Annotated in this window: 13 protein-coding genes; 2 read left to right on the forward strand and 11 right to left on the reverse strand. The window is 56.4% G+C overall.

Features of this window, described 5'->3' with window-relative positions; genetic code table 11:
* Positions 1–33 precede the first annotated feature (33 nt).
* The 5 genes from IRT44_RS05045 to IRT44_RS05065 form a co-directional block, all read right to left on the reverse strand.
* Positions 34–1026 carry a sigma-70 family RNA polymerase sigma factor gene (locus IRT44_RS05045; RefSeq protein ID WP_326838948.1) on the reverse strand — a complete coding sequence of 331 codons (993 nt, stop codon included), beginning with the start codon at positions 1024–1026 and terminating at the stop codon, positions 34–36.
* A 52-nt stretch (positions 1027–1078) separates the two neighbouring features.
* Positions 1079–1558, reverse strand: a complete 480-nt coding sequence (rlmH, locus tag IRT44_RS05050; protein WP_171563938.1) for a 23S rRNA (pseudouridine(1915)-N(3))-methyltransferase RlmH — start codon at positions 1556–1558, stop codon at positions 1079–1081.
* Between the two features lie 3 nt (positions 1559–1561).
* Positions 1562–1831, reverse strand: coding sequence for a CxxH/CxxC protein (locus IRT44_RS05055; protein ID WP_171563937.1), 270 nt, complete (start codon positions 1829–1831; stop codon positions 1562–1564).
* 165 nt (positions 1832–1996) lie between these two features.
* The gene (gene cls / locus IRT44_RS05060) at positions 1997–3439 is read right to left on the reverse strand and encodes a cardiolipin synthase (protein WP_212133349.1); all 1443 of its coding nucleotides are present in this window, start codon (positions 3437–3439) and stop codon (positions 1997–1999) included.
* Between the two features lie 253 nt (positions 3440–3692).
* Positions 3693–4913, reverse strand: a complete 1221-nt coding sequence (locus tag IRT44_RS05065) for a S1C family serine protease (RefSeq protein ID WP_171563935.1) — start codon at positions 4911–4913, stop codon at positions 3693–3695.
* Between the two features lie 231 nt (positions 4914–5144).
* Here IRT44_RS05065 and IRT44_RS05070 point away from each other — a divergent pair, with 231 nt between their 5' ends.
* The gene (locus tag IRT44_RS05070) at positions 5145–5357 is read left to right on the forward strand and encodes a hypothetical protein (RefSeq protein ID WP_230077574.1); all 213 of its coding nucleotides are present in this window, start codon (positions 5145–5147) and stop codon (positions 5355–5357) included.
* Positions 5358–5394: 37 nt separating this feature from the next.
* Here IRT44_RS05070 and IRT44_RS05075 read toward each other — a convergent pair whose 3' ends face one another.
* The 6 genes from IRT44_RS05075 to IRT44_RS05100 all read right to left on the reverse strand — a co-directional run bounded on the left by IRT44_RS05075 (position 5395) and on the right by IRT44_RS05100 (position 12569).
* Entirely contained in the window at positions 5395–6183 is a 789-nt protein-coding gene (locus tag IRT44_RS05075; RefSeq protein ID WP_171563933.1) for an MBL fold metallo-hydrolase, read from the reverse strand.
* 53 nt (positions 6184–6236) lie between these two features.
* Positions 6237–7013 (reverse strand): two-component system regulatory protein YycI, encoded by a 777-nt coding sequence (locus tag IRT44_RS05080; RefSeq protein ID WP_230077575.1) that lies wholly within the window; start codon positions 7011–7013, stop codon positions 6237–6239.
* On the reverse strand, positions 7000–8382 hold the full coding sequence (locus tag IRT44_RS05085) for a YycH family regulatory protein (RefSeq protein WP_230077576.1): 1383 nt from the start codon (positions 8380–8382) through the stop codon (positions 7000–7002). Before IRT44_RS05085 ends, IRT44_RS05080 begins: the two co-directional genes overlap by 14 nt.
* A complete protein-coding gene (walK, locus tag IRT44_RS05090) occupies positions 8379–10208 on the reverse strand; it encodes a cell wall metabolism sensor histidine kinase WalK (RefSeq protein WP_212133336.1) in 1830 nt (609 codons plus the stop codon). The genes IRT44_RS05085 and walK overlap by 4 nt, the downstream gene beginning before the upstream one ends.
* The gene (yycF, locus tag IRT44_RS05095; RefSeq protein WP_171563929.1) at positions 10205–10912 is read right to left on the reverse strand and encodes a response regulator YycF; all 708 of its coding nucleotides are present in this window, start codon (positions 10910–10912) and stop codon (positions 10205–10207) included. Before yycF ends, walK begins: the two co-directional genes overlap by 4 nt.
* A 160-nt stretch (positions 10913–11072) precedes the next feature.
* Positions 11073–12569, reverse strand: a complete 1497-nt coding sequence (locus IRT44_RS05100; protein ID WP_171563928.1) for a peptidoglycan DD-metalloendopeptidase family protein — start codon at positions 12567–12569, stop codon at positions 11073–11075.
* A 268-nt stretch (positions 12570–12837) separates the two neighbouring features.
* Between IRT44_RS05100 and IRT44_RS05105 the strand changes: the two genes are divergently transcribed.
* Positions 12838–13209, forward strand: a complete 372-nt coding sequence (locus tag IRT44_RS05105; protein WP_171563927.1) for a hypothetical protein — start codon at positions 12838–12840, stop codon at positions 13207–13209.
* Positions 13210–13258: the final 49 nt, after the last annotated feature.

The raw sequence follows: 13258 nt of genomic DNA on the forward strand, positions 1-13258 counted from the left end.
CTCATATCATTAGACGAAATAAGCTTCTGAAATTCATCGGTGTATTTGTTCGGGAAGCCCAAAGCGAGTAAATAATTTTGCGTGAATAAAATTTTGGGTGTGCAAAATTTTACCCTCTTTTATTACCAGAACATGAATGCCCCAGGGAACCAGGACGGACTTATTGTCACTTGGCATATATTGCGCAAATGCAGGATAACCGCCATTCACCGTAATCGGCAATAGTCGGGAGCCTTCGCAATGCCAACGAGTTGCGGTAAAAAACTTGAACAGATTGTCCTTGCCGCGGACCCACATCTCGAAAGGCGGCATGGACAGGCACCCGTCTTCATGAAACAACGCCACCAGCGCATCAATATCAAATTGTTCAAAAGCATCCACATACCGCGAGAGCAGCTCTTGGTCCGGTTCAGCATCCATCATGCAGAGCTCTTCGGAGCGAAGCTCGGCCCGGTCCATCGTCTCTCTCGCTCTTTGCAAGGCACTGTTAACGGCTGCAGGTGTTATCCCTAGCGCCTCTACAATCTGCCTTGCAGACCACTCGAATACATCCTTCAAAATAAGTACTGCACGTTGACGGGGAGGTAGTGTTTGCAGAAGGGCAAGAAAGCAAAGTTGAAGCGTATCTTTCCGCAGCACAACATGTTCCGGGTCACCTGCAAAATCTGGAGCAGGCCAGATCCATGACGATTCAGGCAACGTCTCGCGAGGCTCGATGATCGAAACAGCCGGGTCAAATATGTCAACAGGAAGGGCACGGCGTTTGGCTTGCCTCAGCTTGTCTATACATACGTTTGACGCGATGCGGTAGATCCACGTTTTGCGCGAAGATTGTTGTCTGAATGAATCCCAACTCCGCCAAGCGCGAATGTAGGTTTCCTGAACTGCATCATCCGCGTCTACGATCGATCCCAACATCCTATAGCAGAACGATGTCAACTCCGGCTTTAACTTCTCAAAGAGTTCAAGATCAAGTGAGGATTCGTTCATCTTAGGCCTCCTTTTGAGTGATTGCCTGATGACGATCTAGGTCCATGCTACATTCGATAATCTGGTTACTTCATCGTAACCGCTTCCGTTACTTGTGGTAAGGCTCTCCCCGGTTGATCCGATACGCCCGATACACCTGCTCCAGCAGGATCAACCGCACCAGTTGATGGGGAAACGTCATCTTGGAAAACGACAGCAGCACGTCCGCCCGCTTCAGCACCTCCGGCGAGAGGCCCAGCGAGCCGCCGATGACAAACGCCACCTGGCTTTTGCCGTACGTGGCCAGGCGGTCCAGCTCGCTGGCCAGCTTCTCGGACGACCACATCTGCCCTTCGATGGCGAGCGCGATCACGTACTGATCTGGTTTGAGCTGGGCGAGGATGCGCTCGCCCTCCTTGCGCTTCACCTGCTCCATCTCGACTTCGCTGAGCACTTCCGGCGCTTTTTCGTCGGCCACCTCCACCACCTGCAGCTTGCAGTAGGCGGAGAGGCGCTTGCTGTATTCATTGATTCCTTCACGCAGGTATTTTTCTTTCAGCTTGCCCACGGCGACCACGGTAATGTTCATGGGCTACATTCCTTTCACGCGCAGGAGAGCAATTTTGCCCTCGGCACCGCACACCCGGCAGCGCTTGTCCAGGGGGCCGCCTTCCACTTCCTCGGCCCGATACGTATCCGGCGCCGCCTCAAATTGATCCACGTACTCGTCGATCTCCTGGTCGACGTGCTCCATGCAGGCAAACCGCACCGGGTGTGCCGGATGCAGTTCCACCTCTGTTCCCGCGATGCGGATCGTTTGTGCGGTAGGCTGTTCGTTTGTGTTTCTGGTCTTCTGCTCCATGTGTTTCCGCTCCTTTTCCTGTTCGTTACCCGTCCTTATTCTACCCCAGTTCCAGGAAAGGTCAATTGACGCTGTCCGTTCCGGAAAAACGCCTCTGCCATTCCCCGCGAAAGGAGGCGGGCCGACCGGATCGCCAGGTATGGTCCGGAATCCCGCCCGCCTTTCCTACAGAATCGGCGACAGCAGCCGCGTCAGCGACTCTTTCAGCCGGACGACAACCGGCCGCTGCTCGTACGCCTCCAAGGTCACTTCCGTACAGACGGCCAGGTCCTGACGGAAAATCTGTTCAAGATGGGTGGCCAAATCCGTATCAAACAGAAAGGCATTCGTCTCAAAATTGATCTTGAAGCTGCGAATGTCCAGGTTGGCACTGCCGACCGAGGCGATTTCACCGTCGACGACCATCATTTTGGCGTGCAGGAAGCCCTTGTCGTACCGGAAGCAGCGGACGCCGCTCTTCAACAGTTCGCCGATGTAGGATTGGGACGCCCAGTAAACCAGTTTGTGGTCGGCGCGGCCGGGGATCATGACCCGGACGTCGACCCCGGACATGGCTGCCATCTTCAAGGCCGTCAGCAAGCTGTCGTCCGGGATCAGGTAAGGTGTCTGCACATAGATGCGCTTTTTTGCCTTGTAGATCATTTTCAGGTAGCCGTGCTTGATTTGCTGCTTTTCCGAATTGGGACCGCTGGACACGATCTGGACGCCCACGCTGCCGGCCGGGATCGGTTCGGGGAAGTACCGCGGTCGCTCCTCCATCCGCCGCGTCGCGGACAGGTTCCAATCGAGGAAAAAGCGGGCCTGCAGCATGGGAACGGCACCGCCGGTCAGCTTCAGATGGGTGTCCCGCCAGTAGCCGAGCCGTTTGTGCAGTCCCAGGTACTCGTCGCCGATGTTGAATCCGCCGATGAAGCCGGTCCTGCCGTCGATGACGGCGATTTTCCGATGGTTGCGGAAGTTGACCCAGATATTCACGTAGGGAATCCGCGACGGGAAGAACGCGGCCACCTGTCCGCCCTCCTTCACCAGCGGGCGGAAGAAGCGGGTAGACAAGTGGGAGCCGATCGCGTCGTACAGCAGTCGAACCTCCACTCCCTGCCGCGCCTTGTCGGCCAGGGCCCGGATGAGCCGTCTGCCCAGTTCGTCATTGCGAAGGATGTAGGTCGTGATATGGATATGGTCACGCGCTTCGCCGATACTCTGAAACAGCGCGTCAAACAGGCTGCTGCCGTCGGTAAACACCTCGACCGCGTTGTCCTGGGACAGCAGCGCGGCGTCACTGGCCGCATTCATCAGGATCATATCCCGATGATCGCGCATGGCCGGATCGCGAAAGGACAGCGTTCCGTTTTCCAGCTGCCGCATCTGCTGCTCCACCGCCTCCTGAAACCGGGAAAACTCGCCTTCGCGCAGCCTGTACAGCTTCCGCCTCGTCAATTTCTGTCCAAACAGCAGGTAAAACACGAATCCCAGGCCGGGCAAAAACAACAACACCATCAGCCACGCCCAGGTGGCGGCAATGTTGCGCCTCTCCATAAAGATGAGAATCGCCGCCAGCAGCAGGTTGGCTATCGTCAAGAGGGAAACGATTTGTTGAAACAGTTCCATATCCCACATCCGTCCCTTTGCCTCGGACGCTCCCATCTGCGGGGGACCGGGCACAAGGTGTCTCCTTTTCGCTCCACATTTCTTTCATTGTAACACGATGTACGGTACTGCATGCACTTGGTCACAAGCAGCAGGCTACGGAGAGCGGATGGTCACGCAAAACGGGTGCCGATCCGGTCGACACCCGTTAGGGAAGAACGTGCTGTTGGTTTTTTTGGGAAGCAGTTGCTTGAGCAGTCCGGTTGGAACTACGTCACCGCTCCGGCGTATTGCCCAGAGTGGCGGTCGTTGTTTTCAGGAAGCCGTCCCGGTAGTAGGTGATTTCGATCTTGTCACCCGGCTTCTTGTTCAGGGTCAGGTATTTGCGCAGTTGGGCGGCGTTGTTGATTTCCTTGCCGTCCAGCTTGACGATGACGTCATACATGCGCAGGCCAGCTTGACCGGCCGGCGAGAATCTGGTCACTTCGTCGCGAATGACGACGCCTGCTTTCACGCTGTCCGGCAGATTCAGCGTCTCTTTCCAGTGATAACGGGGAACGTTGGTCAAATCGTAAGGCGCAATGCCCAGATACGGTCGTTTCAATTGGCCGTACTGCATCAGTTGGGCGACAATCGTCTTCACGTCGTTGATCGGGATGGCAAAGCCCAGACCCTCAATGCCTTCCTGGGAAATCTTCAGCGTATTGATTCCGATTACCTGTCCGTAGATGTTGACCAGCGCACCGCCGCTGTTCCCCGGGTTGATCGCCGCGTCCGTCTGCAGGACGTCCAGCTCCCAGTCATCCTGCCCGTCCTTGTCCACGTCAATCGGCATGGAGCGCTGCAGCGAACTGATAATGCCCTGTGTAACGGTGCGGGAGAACTCCATGCCAAGCGGGTTGCCGATGGCGATCGCCGGTTCGCCCACTTTCAGCGTGCTGGAGTTGCCCAGTTCCGCCACCTTCGTCACCTTGGAGCCGTCGATTTCCAGCACGGCTAAGTCTGTAAACGCGTCGGCTCCCAATACTTTTGCGTCCACCTTGTCCCCGGACGGGAGGACGACCTCCACTCTTTCTGCATTGGCAATCACGTGGTTGTTGGTAATGATGTGCGCTTTGCCGTCTTTTTTCTCAAAAACAACGCCAGATCCTTCATCGCGCTTCAGCGACTCCTGGTTGAACCAGTTGACCACCCGGCGGACGTTGATCACGCCGACGACCGCATCTTCCACTTTTTCCACGGCCTGCACCGTCGCCGTGTTGACCTCGACGGAAATTGGCTGCGTAAACAGATTGGCCGCTGAATTGGTCATGGCATTGGCCGTGCCTTTCTCCACTGTGGAGAGGTATCCCGATTTGGAGAGGGTCGGGAGCATCAAGAGGACGACCATCCCGCCGATCACAGCCGAGGTGATCGACGTCATGATCAGCCGCCCGAGCCCCGCCGGCTTCCGCTTTTTACGCTCCACATGCGCTATATCATCATAAAAACCCATGGTTCTCGCTCTCCTTTCTCTACTTACTAGCTTAGCGGCTTTTTTGCCTACGTATACATACGATTGCGACACTTTCAGTATACGATCTGTTTTCGGCAAAGTCGCGTGAGAATTATGGAAAGATTGTGGAACGACACCGTAAAACCGGCATAAATCGCAAGCGGCGCGGATATGCTGGAGGTAACACTTTCCACAGAGAAATCCCAGAGCTGCGAGAAAGGATTGATAGGCATGAAAGACGTAAACGTCATCGCCAAACTGGCTGACCTGCAGGATGTAGGATACCAGAACGCGCTATTGCTGCACGCGTTGGTGGACCTGCTGGCGGCCAAGGGACTGCTGAACAAGGACGAGCTGATCGGCAGCATGCACGAGTTGGACGCCAAACTGCACCACCGCATCCAACAAATCGTCCGGCTCTCCCCCGCTCCTCAAGAACCGTGAGTCACGCCAATATCGGCTCATTCGTTACTATGCGTGTCTACAGCACTTCCAATCGGGTCGGCCGGTCGGGGTAGGTCTCCCGCAGATGGACGTCGTCGCCCACTTTCAGTCCCCGCTCCTCCAGGACGCTTTTCACCGTGAGCCGCGCCAGATCGATCATGTTGTTTTCCTTGCTCAGGTGGGCGAGGTAGACTCGCTCCGCACGGCCGCTCAAAAAGTCTCCCAGCGCCTCGCCGGCCGCCTCGTTGGAGAGATGCCCCACGTCGCTTAAAATCCGCTGTTTGATGCTCCACGGATACTGCGACATGCGCAGCATCTCCACATCGTGGTTCGCTTCAAAGATGTAAGCGTCCGCGTCGCGAATCGTCTGCTTGATCCGATCACTGACATAGCCCAGGTCAGTGGCGATACTCAGTTTTTTTCCGCCGTGGTAAAAGCAAAACCCCATCGGTTCGGCGGCGTCGTGGGAAATGCCGAACGACTCGATCCCCAAATCCTCCAGTTCCTTCTTTTCCCCTACTTCAAAGTAGCACCTTTGGTCTTCCCGGATGGTGCCGATCTGTTTGTCCAGTTCGGCCCACGTCTTTTGGTTGGCATAAATGGGCAGATTGTAGCGGCGGGCCATCACGCCAATGCCTTTGATATGGTCCACATGCTCATGGGTAACCAGAATGGCATCCAGCTCACCCGGATTGACCCCGATCTCCCGCAAGGCCGCCTCTGTCTGTTTTCCGGTAATGCCCACATCAATCAACACGGAAACACGGTCGGTCGCCACGTAGATGGCGTTGCCCGTGCTGCCGCTTGCCAAAACACTGAATCTCACTGCATATCCCTCTTCCTTCACACGTCACGTTGCAAAAATGCAAAAGCTGTCACTCACGATTTGGACGTCACCAGCGGCCGTTCCAGCGCGCCGGTAAACGCATTGACAAAATGCTGCTTGCCGTCGTGGATGATGCGCCACACCGGGGCGAGCACCTGGACGTCCGCATCGTACGAACCGTAGTATCCAAGACGGACGCTCTCGATCCGCTCACCCGGCGTAATGATCCGCTTGTCCACCAGTGAGCGGATGGCTGTGTACGGCGATATGACCTGCCGGGACGCCCCCTGGCTGCGCAGGTTTAAGTAAGTTTGCCGGTACCCGAGGACCGCGCCGTCCTCCAGGTAGATTTCCAACGGAGCCACAAAGAGCGGCAGCTTCTTGTAGGTCTGCCAGTACAACAGCCGTCCCTGGCTGGATTGATACAGATCGGCCGTGTATTGGTCGGCGTACAGCATGCGCGGGCCGAGCTGACGCAGCAACTCGCCCGGCGTGAACTGTCCGCGGATCTGCAGCGGCGGGTCCAGACGAGCAGCCAGCGCCATTTTTTCCATCGTCACCTGTATTCCAGGTATTTCCTGCAAACCGATTGCATTGATGCCAGCGTACTCTGCGTTAAGATATGTCATCGCCGGCGTCTCCTGCGGCACGTCCGCTTCCAGCGAGATATTTTGCTGATTCAAATAGATCTCGATGTCCCATCTGTCCGCCTGCACCGCCAACGGGCTCTGCCAATGGCTGAACCGGGTCTGGTACACCTGGTAGCCGAGAAACAGATCGAGGAGAAGAAAGGCCCAAATCAAAATGGTTTTGGCTCTACTCCAATCCATGTACCTGTCCTCCTCCCCGCTGCACCCGGGCGGGAATGTACAGATTGGCCCGATTGGCGATCTCCACGACCCAGATTGGCGTCAATTCGACGTAATCGGGAGTCGTTCGGGTCTCGTACGCCAGGTACGCGTTGGTAATCTGTTCGGTATCCGCCAGCTGTTTGTCGCGGATATACTGAAACATCTCCGGTCCGGACATCACAATCCACTCGTGGTTGTCGATGTAGCGCTCCAGGCCGAGCAGCGAACGATCCAGCGTCACCACCTGCCCCGCCTCCGAGGTGATGCGGATCACGTCGATTGGATAACCGTCCTGACTGACCAGCGGATAGGCGCCGACGTACTGCCGGAACGTGATCACGTCTTTTTCGTTGTAGCTCCTTTTGATTGTCTCGAAGTGAAAGTCGCCTGTCCAGCCCACGTGTTTGTTGATAAATGAAACCGCCCCTTTGACCTTTTCCTCATCCGACAGTTCCTGATCGCTCGGTTGAAAGACAGGGTCGGTAAAGGTGATTGCCTGCTGTTCGGAACGCAGCTGGATCGAGCGGCTGCCGTCGGTAAAAATCAGTGTTTTGTCCCGCTCCATGATTTGGCGGACCAGCGTCCGGTCGAGGAAGTAGGCGTCAATCAGCTGGTCGTTGGTCAACGTATGGTAGCTGTAGCGAAACGCCTGCATCCTCGTCCGGTTTTTGGGCAGATAGTACATGTCACCGAGAGCATATTGCTGCTCCACCGCAGGCAAGTTGCGCGGCGGCCCGACCATTTTCATGATCTGTTCCGGCATCGCGTTGCCGGTCGGCAGGTAAGACTGGCGCAAATCCTTGGGACTGATTGACGTGCGCGCCCGCATCACCCGCTCTTCTTCCGTGGAAATGAACAGGGCGTACACGACATCTTCCAGTTCCTCGTAATACAGCCACAAACGGTCGATGCTTTTCAGCCTGGTTTCGTTCTCATCGCGGATCGTCACCAAACGGCCTACGACGGACATGGGAACGCTGCTTCGAAAGCGAATCTCCACGCCCTGCTTTTCCCGGGCAATTGTGCCCCATTTGTCTGCCGTGAGTGGATACGAAGCGAAGTCGAGGAAGATCCACTTGGGCATTTCCATTTGAACGATGATGCGATACTGCCCGTCCGTCGCGTTCGCCTTTGTGTGCCGGTTCTGCCCGTAGTGGAAAATGACTGACTCCGGCGTCACCAGCTCTTCCAATTGTTTTTCCCGGACCGGCTTTGACTCCTTGTACTGGGCCGGCTCGATAAATTGTAACTTGGGCTGATTGCTCCACAACAGCGCGGTCAAACAAAAGCTGGTCAGCACCAGGAGGTTGAGCAGCACGGTTTTGGCGGGTTCCTTCCACTTTTTCATCCCGCCTTCCCCCCTTTGGCATATGGCACCCAGAACGTCACCGTGGTTCCTTGATTCAATTCGCTCGTTATCTCAATCTCAGCTCCGTGCGCCTGCACCAGTTCGCGGGCGATCGCAAGGCCGAGCCCGGTTCCGCCCTGTCCGCGCGAACGCGCCTTGTCGACGCGGTAAAACCGCTCAAAAATGCGCTTCAAATCCCGGCTGGGAATGCCGATGCCGGTGTCAGCGATTGAGATGTACACCCGTTTTTGATGCCGGTTGGCGTATGCCCGCAGCACCACCGAGCCGCCTGCGGGCGTGTACTTGATCGCATTGGACAGCAGGTTGTCCAGCACCTGATTGATCGCGTCCTTGTCGATGTGTACCTCGGGCAGCGTTTCCTGGATCTCCAGGCTGAGCTGCACACCCTGCTGCTCGCCAAACAGGGAAATACGGTCCACCGCGTAGCGCAGCAGTTGGTTGGCATCCACATCCTTGCAGTGCAGACGGACGCCCTGCGAATCAAAGCGGGAAAGCTGAAGCAAATCGTTGACGAGCCGGATCATCCGTTCCGTCTCCGACATCGTGACCCGCAAAAAGCGGTTGGACAGCTCCGGCTCCTCGACCGCTCCGTCCAAGAGCGCTTCCACGTAGCTTTTGATCGTGGTCAACGGCGTGCGCAGTTCGTGCGACACGTTGGCCACAAATTCCCGGCGCTGCTGCTCCAACCGCTGCTGTTCGGTCACGTCCTGCAGCACGGCGATAATCCCGCCCTTTTTGCCGCTGTCATGCTGCAGCGGGGTAAACGTCACGCGCAGAATCAGCACATCCTTGTTGGGCAGCACCATCTCAATAAACAGCGGTTCGTTTTGAGCGTACAGCGGCATCTCTTCCTCCGGCGGCAGCCGCAGAAGGTTGTGCAGGGTCGTCCCTTTTTGCACGCACTCGTTCATCGTCACCTGCAGCATTTCTTCGGCCGATCGGTTTAGCAGAATGATCTGCCCATCCCTGTTGGCCGCGATCACACCGTCTGACATGTTGGTGAGAATGCTGGCCAGCTTTTCGCGCTCTTCTTCCTGCTGCAGGATGGCCTCCTTCAGCCGCCGGGTCATGTGGTTAAAGGCCATGCCCAGCTGACCAATTTCATCTTCACTGTACACGCGTACGTTTCTGTTAAAATCTCCATCCGCGACGGCTCGCGCCTGGCGAGTCATCTCCTTGACCGGCGTCGTTATCGTCCGAGCCAGTACCACGCCCAATCCGGCCGTCAAAAGCAGCGCGATCATCGTCCCCGAGGCGAGAATCCCGTTCATCTTGCGAATCGTCATGTACGTGCCTTCCATGGAAGCGACCATGTACACGGCCCCGTACACGATGTTGTCTCCCTTGACCGGAAGCACCAGCATCTTTACCCGGTCTCCGGTCCGCGGGTCGATCCGCATCGACTCGCTGCGCGTGCCCAACAGCGCGATCGTCACTTCCGGCTGGGACGTGCGCCGACCGAGGATGCGCTTGTCTTCCGTCGTGCTGATCACCGTGCCGCTGGAGTCGATGACCTGGACGTTGGTTCCGTTCAGTTTCACCAGGTTGTTGATCAAATTGTCGATGCCCTGCCTGACTTCTTCGGCGCTTTGTTCCTTGGCGTCGCGCGGGCGCAGGTAGCCCTCCAGATGGGTGGCCAGCAAACTGGCCTGGGCATTTACCGTCTCCGAGAAGTTGTTGAGGTAGTAGCTTTCCACTTGCCGCGCAAAATAGGCGCCGATAAACTGCATGGCCATCAAGATCAACAGCATGTAGATGACGACCACTTTCCACTGGACCGTGGTAAACAGCCGGAGCGGTCTCATCCGGCCGTTCCTCCCAGACCCGGATTGCGCATGGTGTACCCCAGACCGCGCCGCGTAATGATGTACTTCGGTTGGCTGGGATCGTCCTCAATTTTTTCGCGCAGCCGGCGAATCGTCACGTCGACGGTGCGCACATCGCCAAAGTAGTCAAATCCCCATACCGACTGCAGCAGGTGCTCCCTCGTCAAGACCTGTCCCTGATGGCGCGCCAGGTATGCGAGCAGTTCGAACTCGCGATGCGTCAGGTCCAGCGGCTCTCCTGCCTTCTCCACCGTGTACGAATACAGGTCGATCTCCAGCTCGTGCACGCGGATCTGGCGGATTTCCTGCTCCTCGTTTTTTGGTTTCTGCCGGCGGAGGTGGGCCTTGACGCGGGCGACCAGTTCCCGCGCGCTGAACGGCTTGGTCACGTAATCGTCCGCCCCCAGCTCCAATCCCAGCACCTTGTCCAGCTCTGAATCTTTGGCCGTGAGCATGATAATTGGCACGTCGCAGGTTTGCCGCACCACCCTGCAGACGTCCATCCCGTCCCGGCCGGGGAGCATCACATCCAAAAGGATCAGGTCCGGCTTTTCGTTTTCCACCTGCAACAGCGCTTCTTCGCCGTCATAGGCGCAGACCACCTGATAACCTTCTTTTTCAAACGTAAACTTCAATATATCGGCAATCGGTTTTTCATCGTCCACAACCAGGAGTTTTGCCATTTCCGCTCCCCCCTTCTTTCTATTGGATTCCACTCGATCTCGCGTTTTTCCTCCACAAGCGCCTGGTAATCGTTGTCACCCGCTGTTTACGGATGCCCCTTCACAACAAGAAAAGGGCTCCTCCATTTTCGGAGGAACGCCCTTTTTTGCAATGGATGTGCTAATTCAGGAAACGCAACGGGTTTTGAACTTGTCCACCTTTTATCACCTCGAAATGGAGGTGTACCCCGGTGGAATCTCCGGTAGAGCCCATAACGCCGATCGCTTTGCCCTGTTCTACCACTTGGCCCACCTTTACACTGATGGAGCTCAAGTGGCCGTAGCGGGTCTTCATCCCGTTTCCGTGGTCGATCAGAATGCATTTGCCGTAATCGCCATCCCATCCGGCAAATACGACTCGGCCGTTGTCGGCCGCCCGGATCGTACCGGAACCTGCGATGTCGATACCTTTGTGCAGTTTGCCCCAGCGCATGCCAAAGCCGCTGCTGATACGGCCTCTGGCCGGCCAGGTAAAACGGCCTGTCCCACGTGACGGTATCACCTTGGTGCCCCGTTCCACAATTTTGGCCACGGGCTGGACCAGCACCTGCTGGTTGAGCACCCTGCGGTTAACCACCTGTCCGTTCTCCTTGATCACTTCGTAGCTGACCAGCTTGCTGCCGTCGCGTCCTGCCTGGACCACTCTGGTTTCCCCTTTGGGCAGCTTGTCGTTGTTTTTGATCTGCGTAGTGAAGGGGATCGCCTCTTTTTGCGAGACTTCCTCCTTTACCTGTACGGTGACCAGGGGACGGAGTGCTGTCACGTTGATCTTTTGCCCCAACTGGAGCACGGTGTCTTCCGTAATCCCCGGGTTGTTGGCGTAAATGTCCTTGGAAGTGATGCCGTACTTCTGCGCGATGCAGCCGATGCAATCACCCGGCACAACGGTATGGGTGACGGTTTTCAACGTGCCTTTGGAGAGCAGTACTTCCAGCTCGTCCACCGGAAGCACCTGCGCCGCCGCCACCGAGTCGCTTTCCAGCTTCACGTCTTCCTTGAACGTCACTTCCTTGACCTTTTCAGGCGCCGCCAACGGCATGGACGCGGCCGCAACCATCGCTTGCTTTCCTCTCAAGGCGGGAATGCCGGAGAACTTTTCCTTCACCTTGGCCAGCGCTTCCTCCGCCGATTCGCGATCAGCGGCGTAGCCGACCACTTTGCCGTCAACGACCAGCTTGACCGCTTCCACCTGGACGCCGGCAACATCGGCCAGTTTCTCAATCGCCGCGGCATTGTCGTATGTGCCTTTGAATACCTTTTCTTCCGTAAACGTTATGTAATTGGAAAGTTTTAGGTTCAGGCCATGCTTGTCCTCTTCTTCCGCCAGCTTGGCCTTGAGCCAGTTGTTCACCACGTCCGGACTGTTCACCACGCCGATTTCCTGTCCGTCTACACTCACGTGATAGAGCGTGATGACGTTGCTCGTATAGTAACCGTAGGCTGATAATCCAATTGTAGTTGTAAGGAGCAATCCTGCCGCGATGGACAGGGTTTGCTTTTTATGGGTGCGGAGATACGCGTTTGTGCGTGTCGCCGCGCTCTTTGCCAGTTTACTGCCGTTCTGGATGAGGCCGCTCATCCGCTTCAGCAGCTTGGCCTTCCATTCGGCCCATTGCATACCTTGTCCCTCCTGAAAACAGTGCAGCTTTTCCAAGCACCGGTACTTGCCGAATATTTGAAAAATACCGACCAGGTCAAAAAGCCTATCCTCATGTTTCCAGTTGCCTGTCAAATTGCCTAAAGAAACCAACTATGTCGACTTTACCACAAAAATAACGACAACATCAAGTGTAAAATATTGTCGAATAAACGCACCGACTAACAGGAATCATATGGATACCAGAGCGGCAGTGCTCACTTAGAAAACGTTGAGAGGAGCAGCACACGTGAAGGAACGCAACATTTTGGCCGGTTTCAAGACCGAGGAAGCGGCTGTTCAGGCACGCGACAAACTTCGTCAGGCTGGTTTCGACATCGTTCAGATCGACAGGATCGGTCAGTTTCCCGGCGATGGCGTGGAAAACGTTCTCAATCCGATTACCGGAGAAATCCCCAGTCTGGCAAAGATGACCATGGCAGGCGATTTTCCCAGCGGCCGTGACGCCAGCATTCTGGCAGCGGCCAACCCGGATGCGAGCGGTATGGCCGACCGCGGCGACGACGATCTGGAAGCCAGCATCCTGCTCACTGCTGTCGTGCCGGAAGAACGGGGCGACGAAGCGACCGACATCATCCGCGCCTGCGGCGGCATGGTCTAGCCGTATAACGCAAATGAAGCCACCTTCCCTCTCATTGGGCAGGTGGCTG

It is taken from the genome of Brevibacillus sedimenti, assembly GCF_020923495.1.
GTDB lineage: Bacteria > Bacillota > Bacilli > Brevibacillales > Brevibacillaceae > Brevibacillus > Brevibacillus aydinogluensis.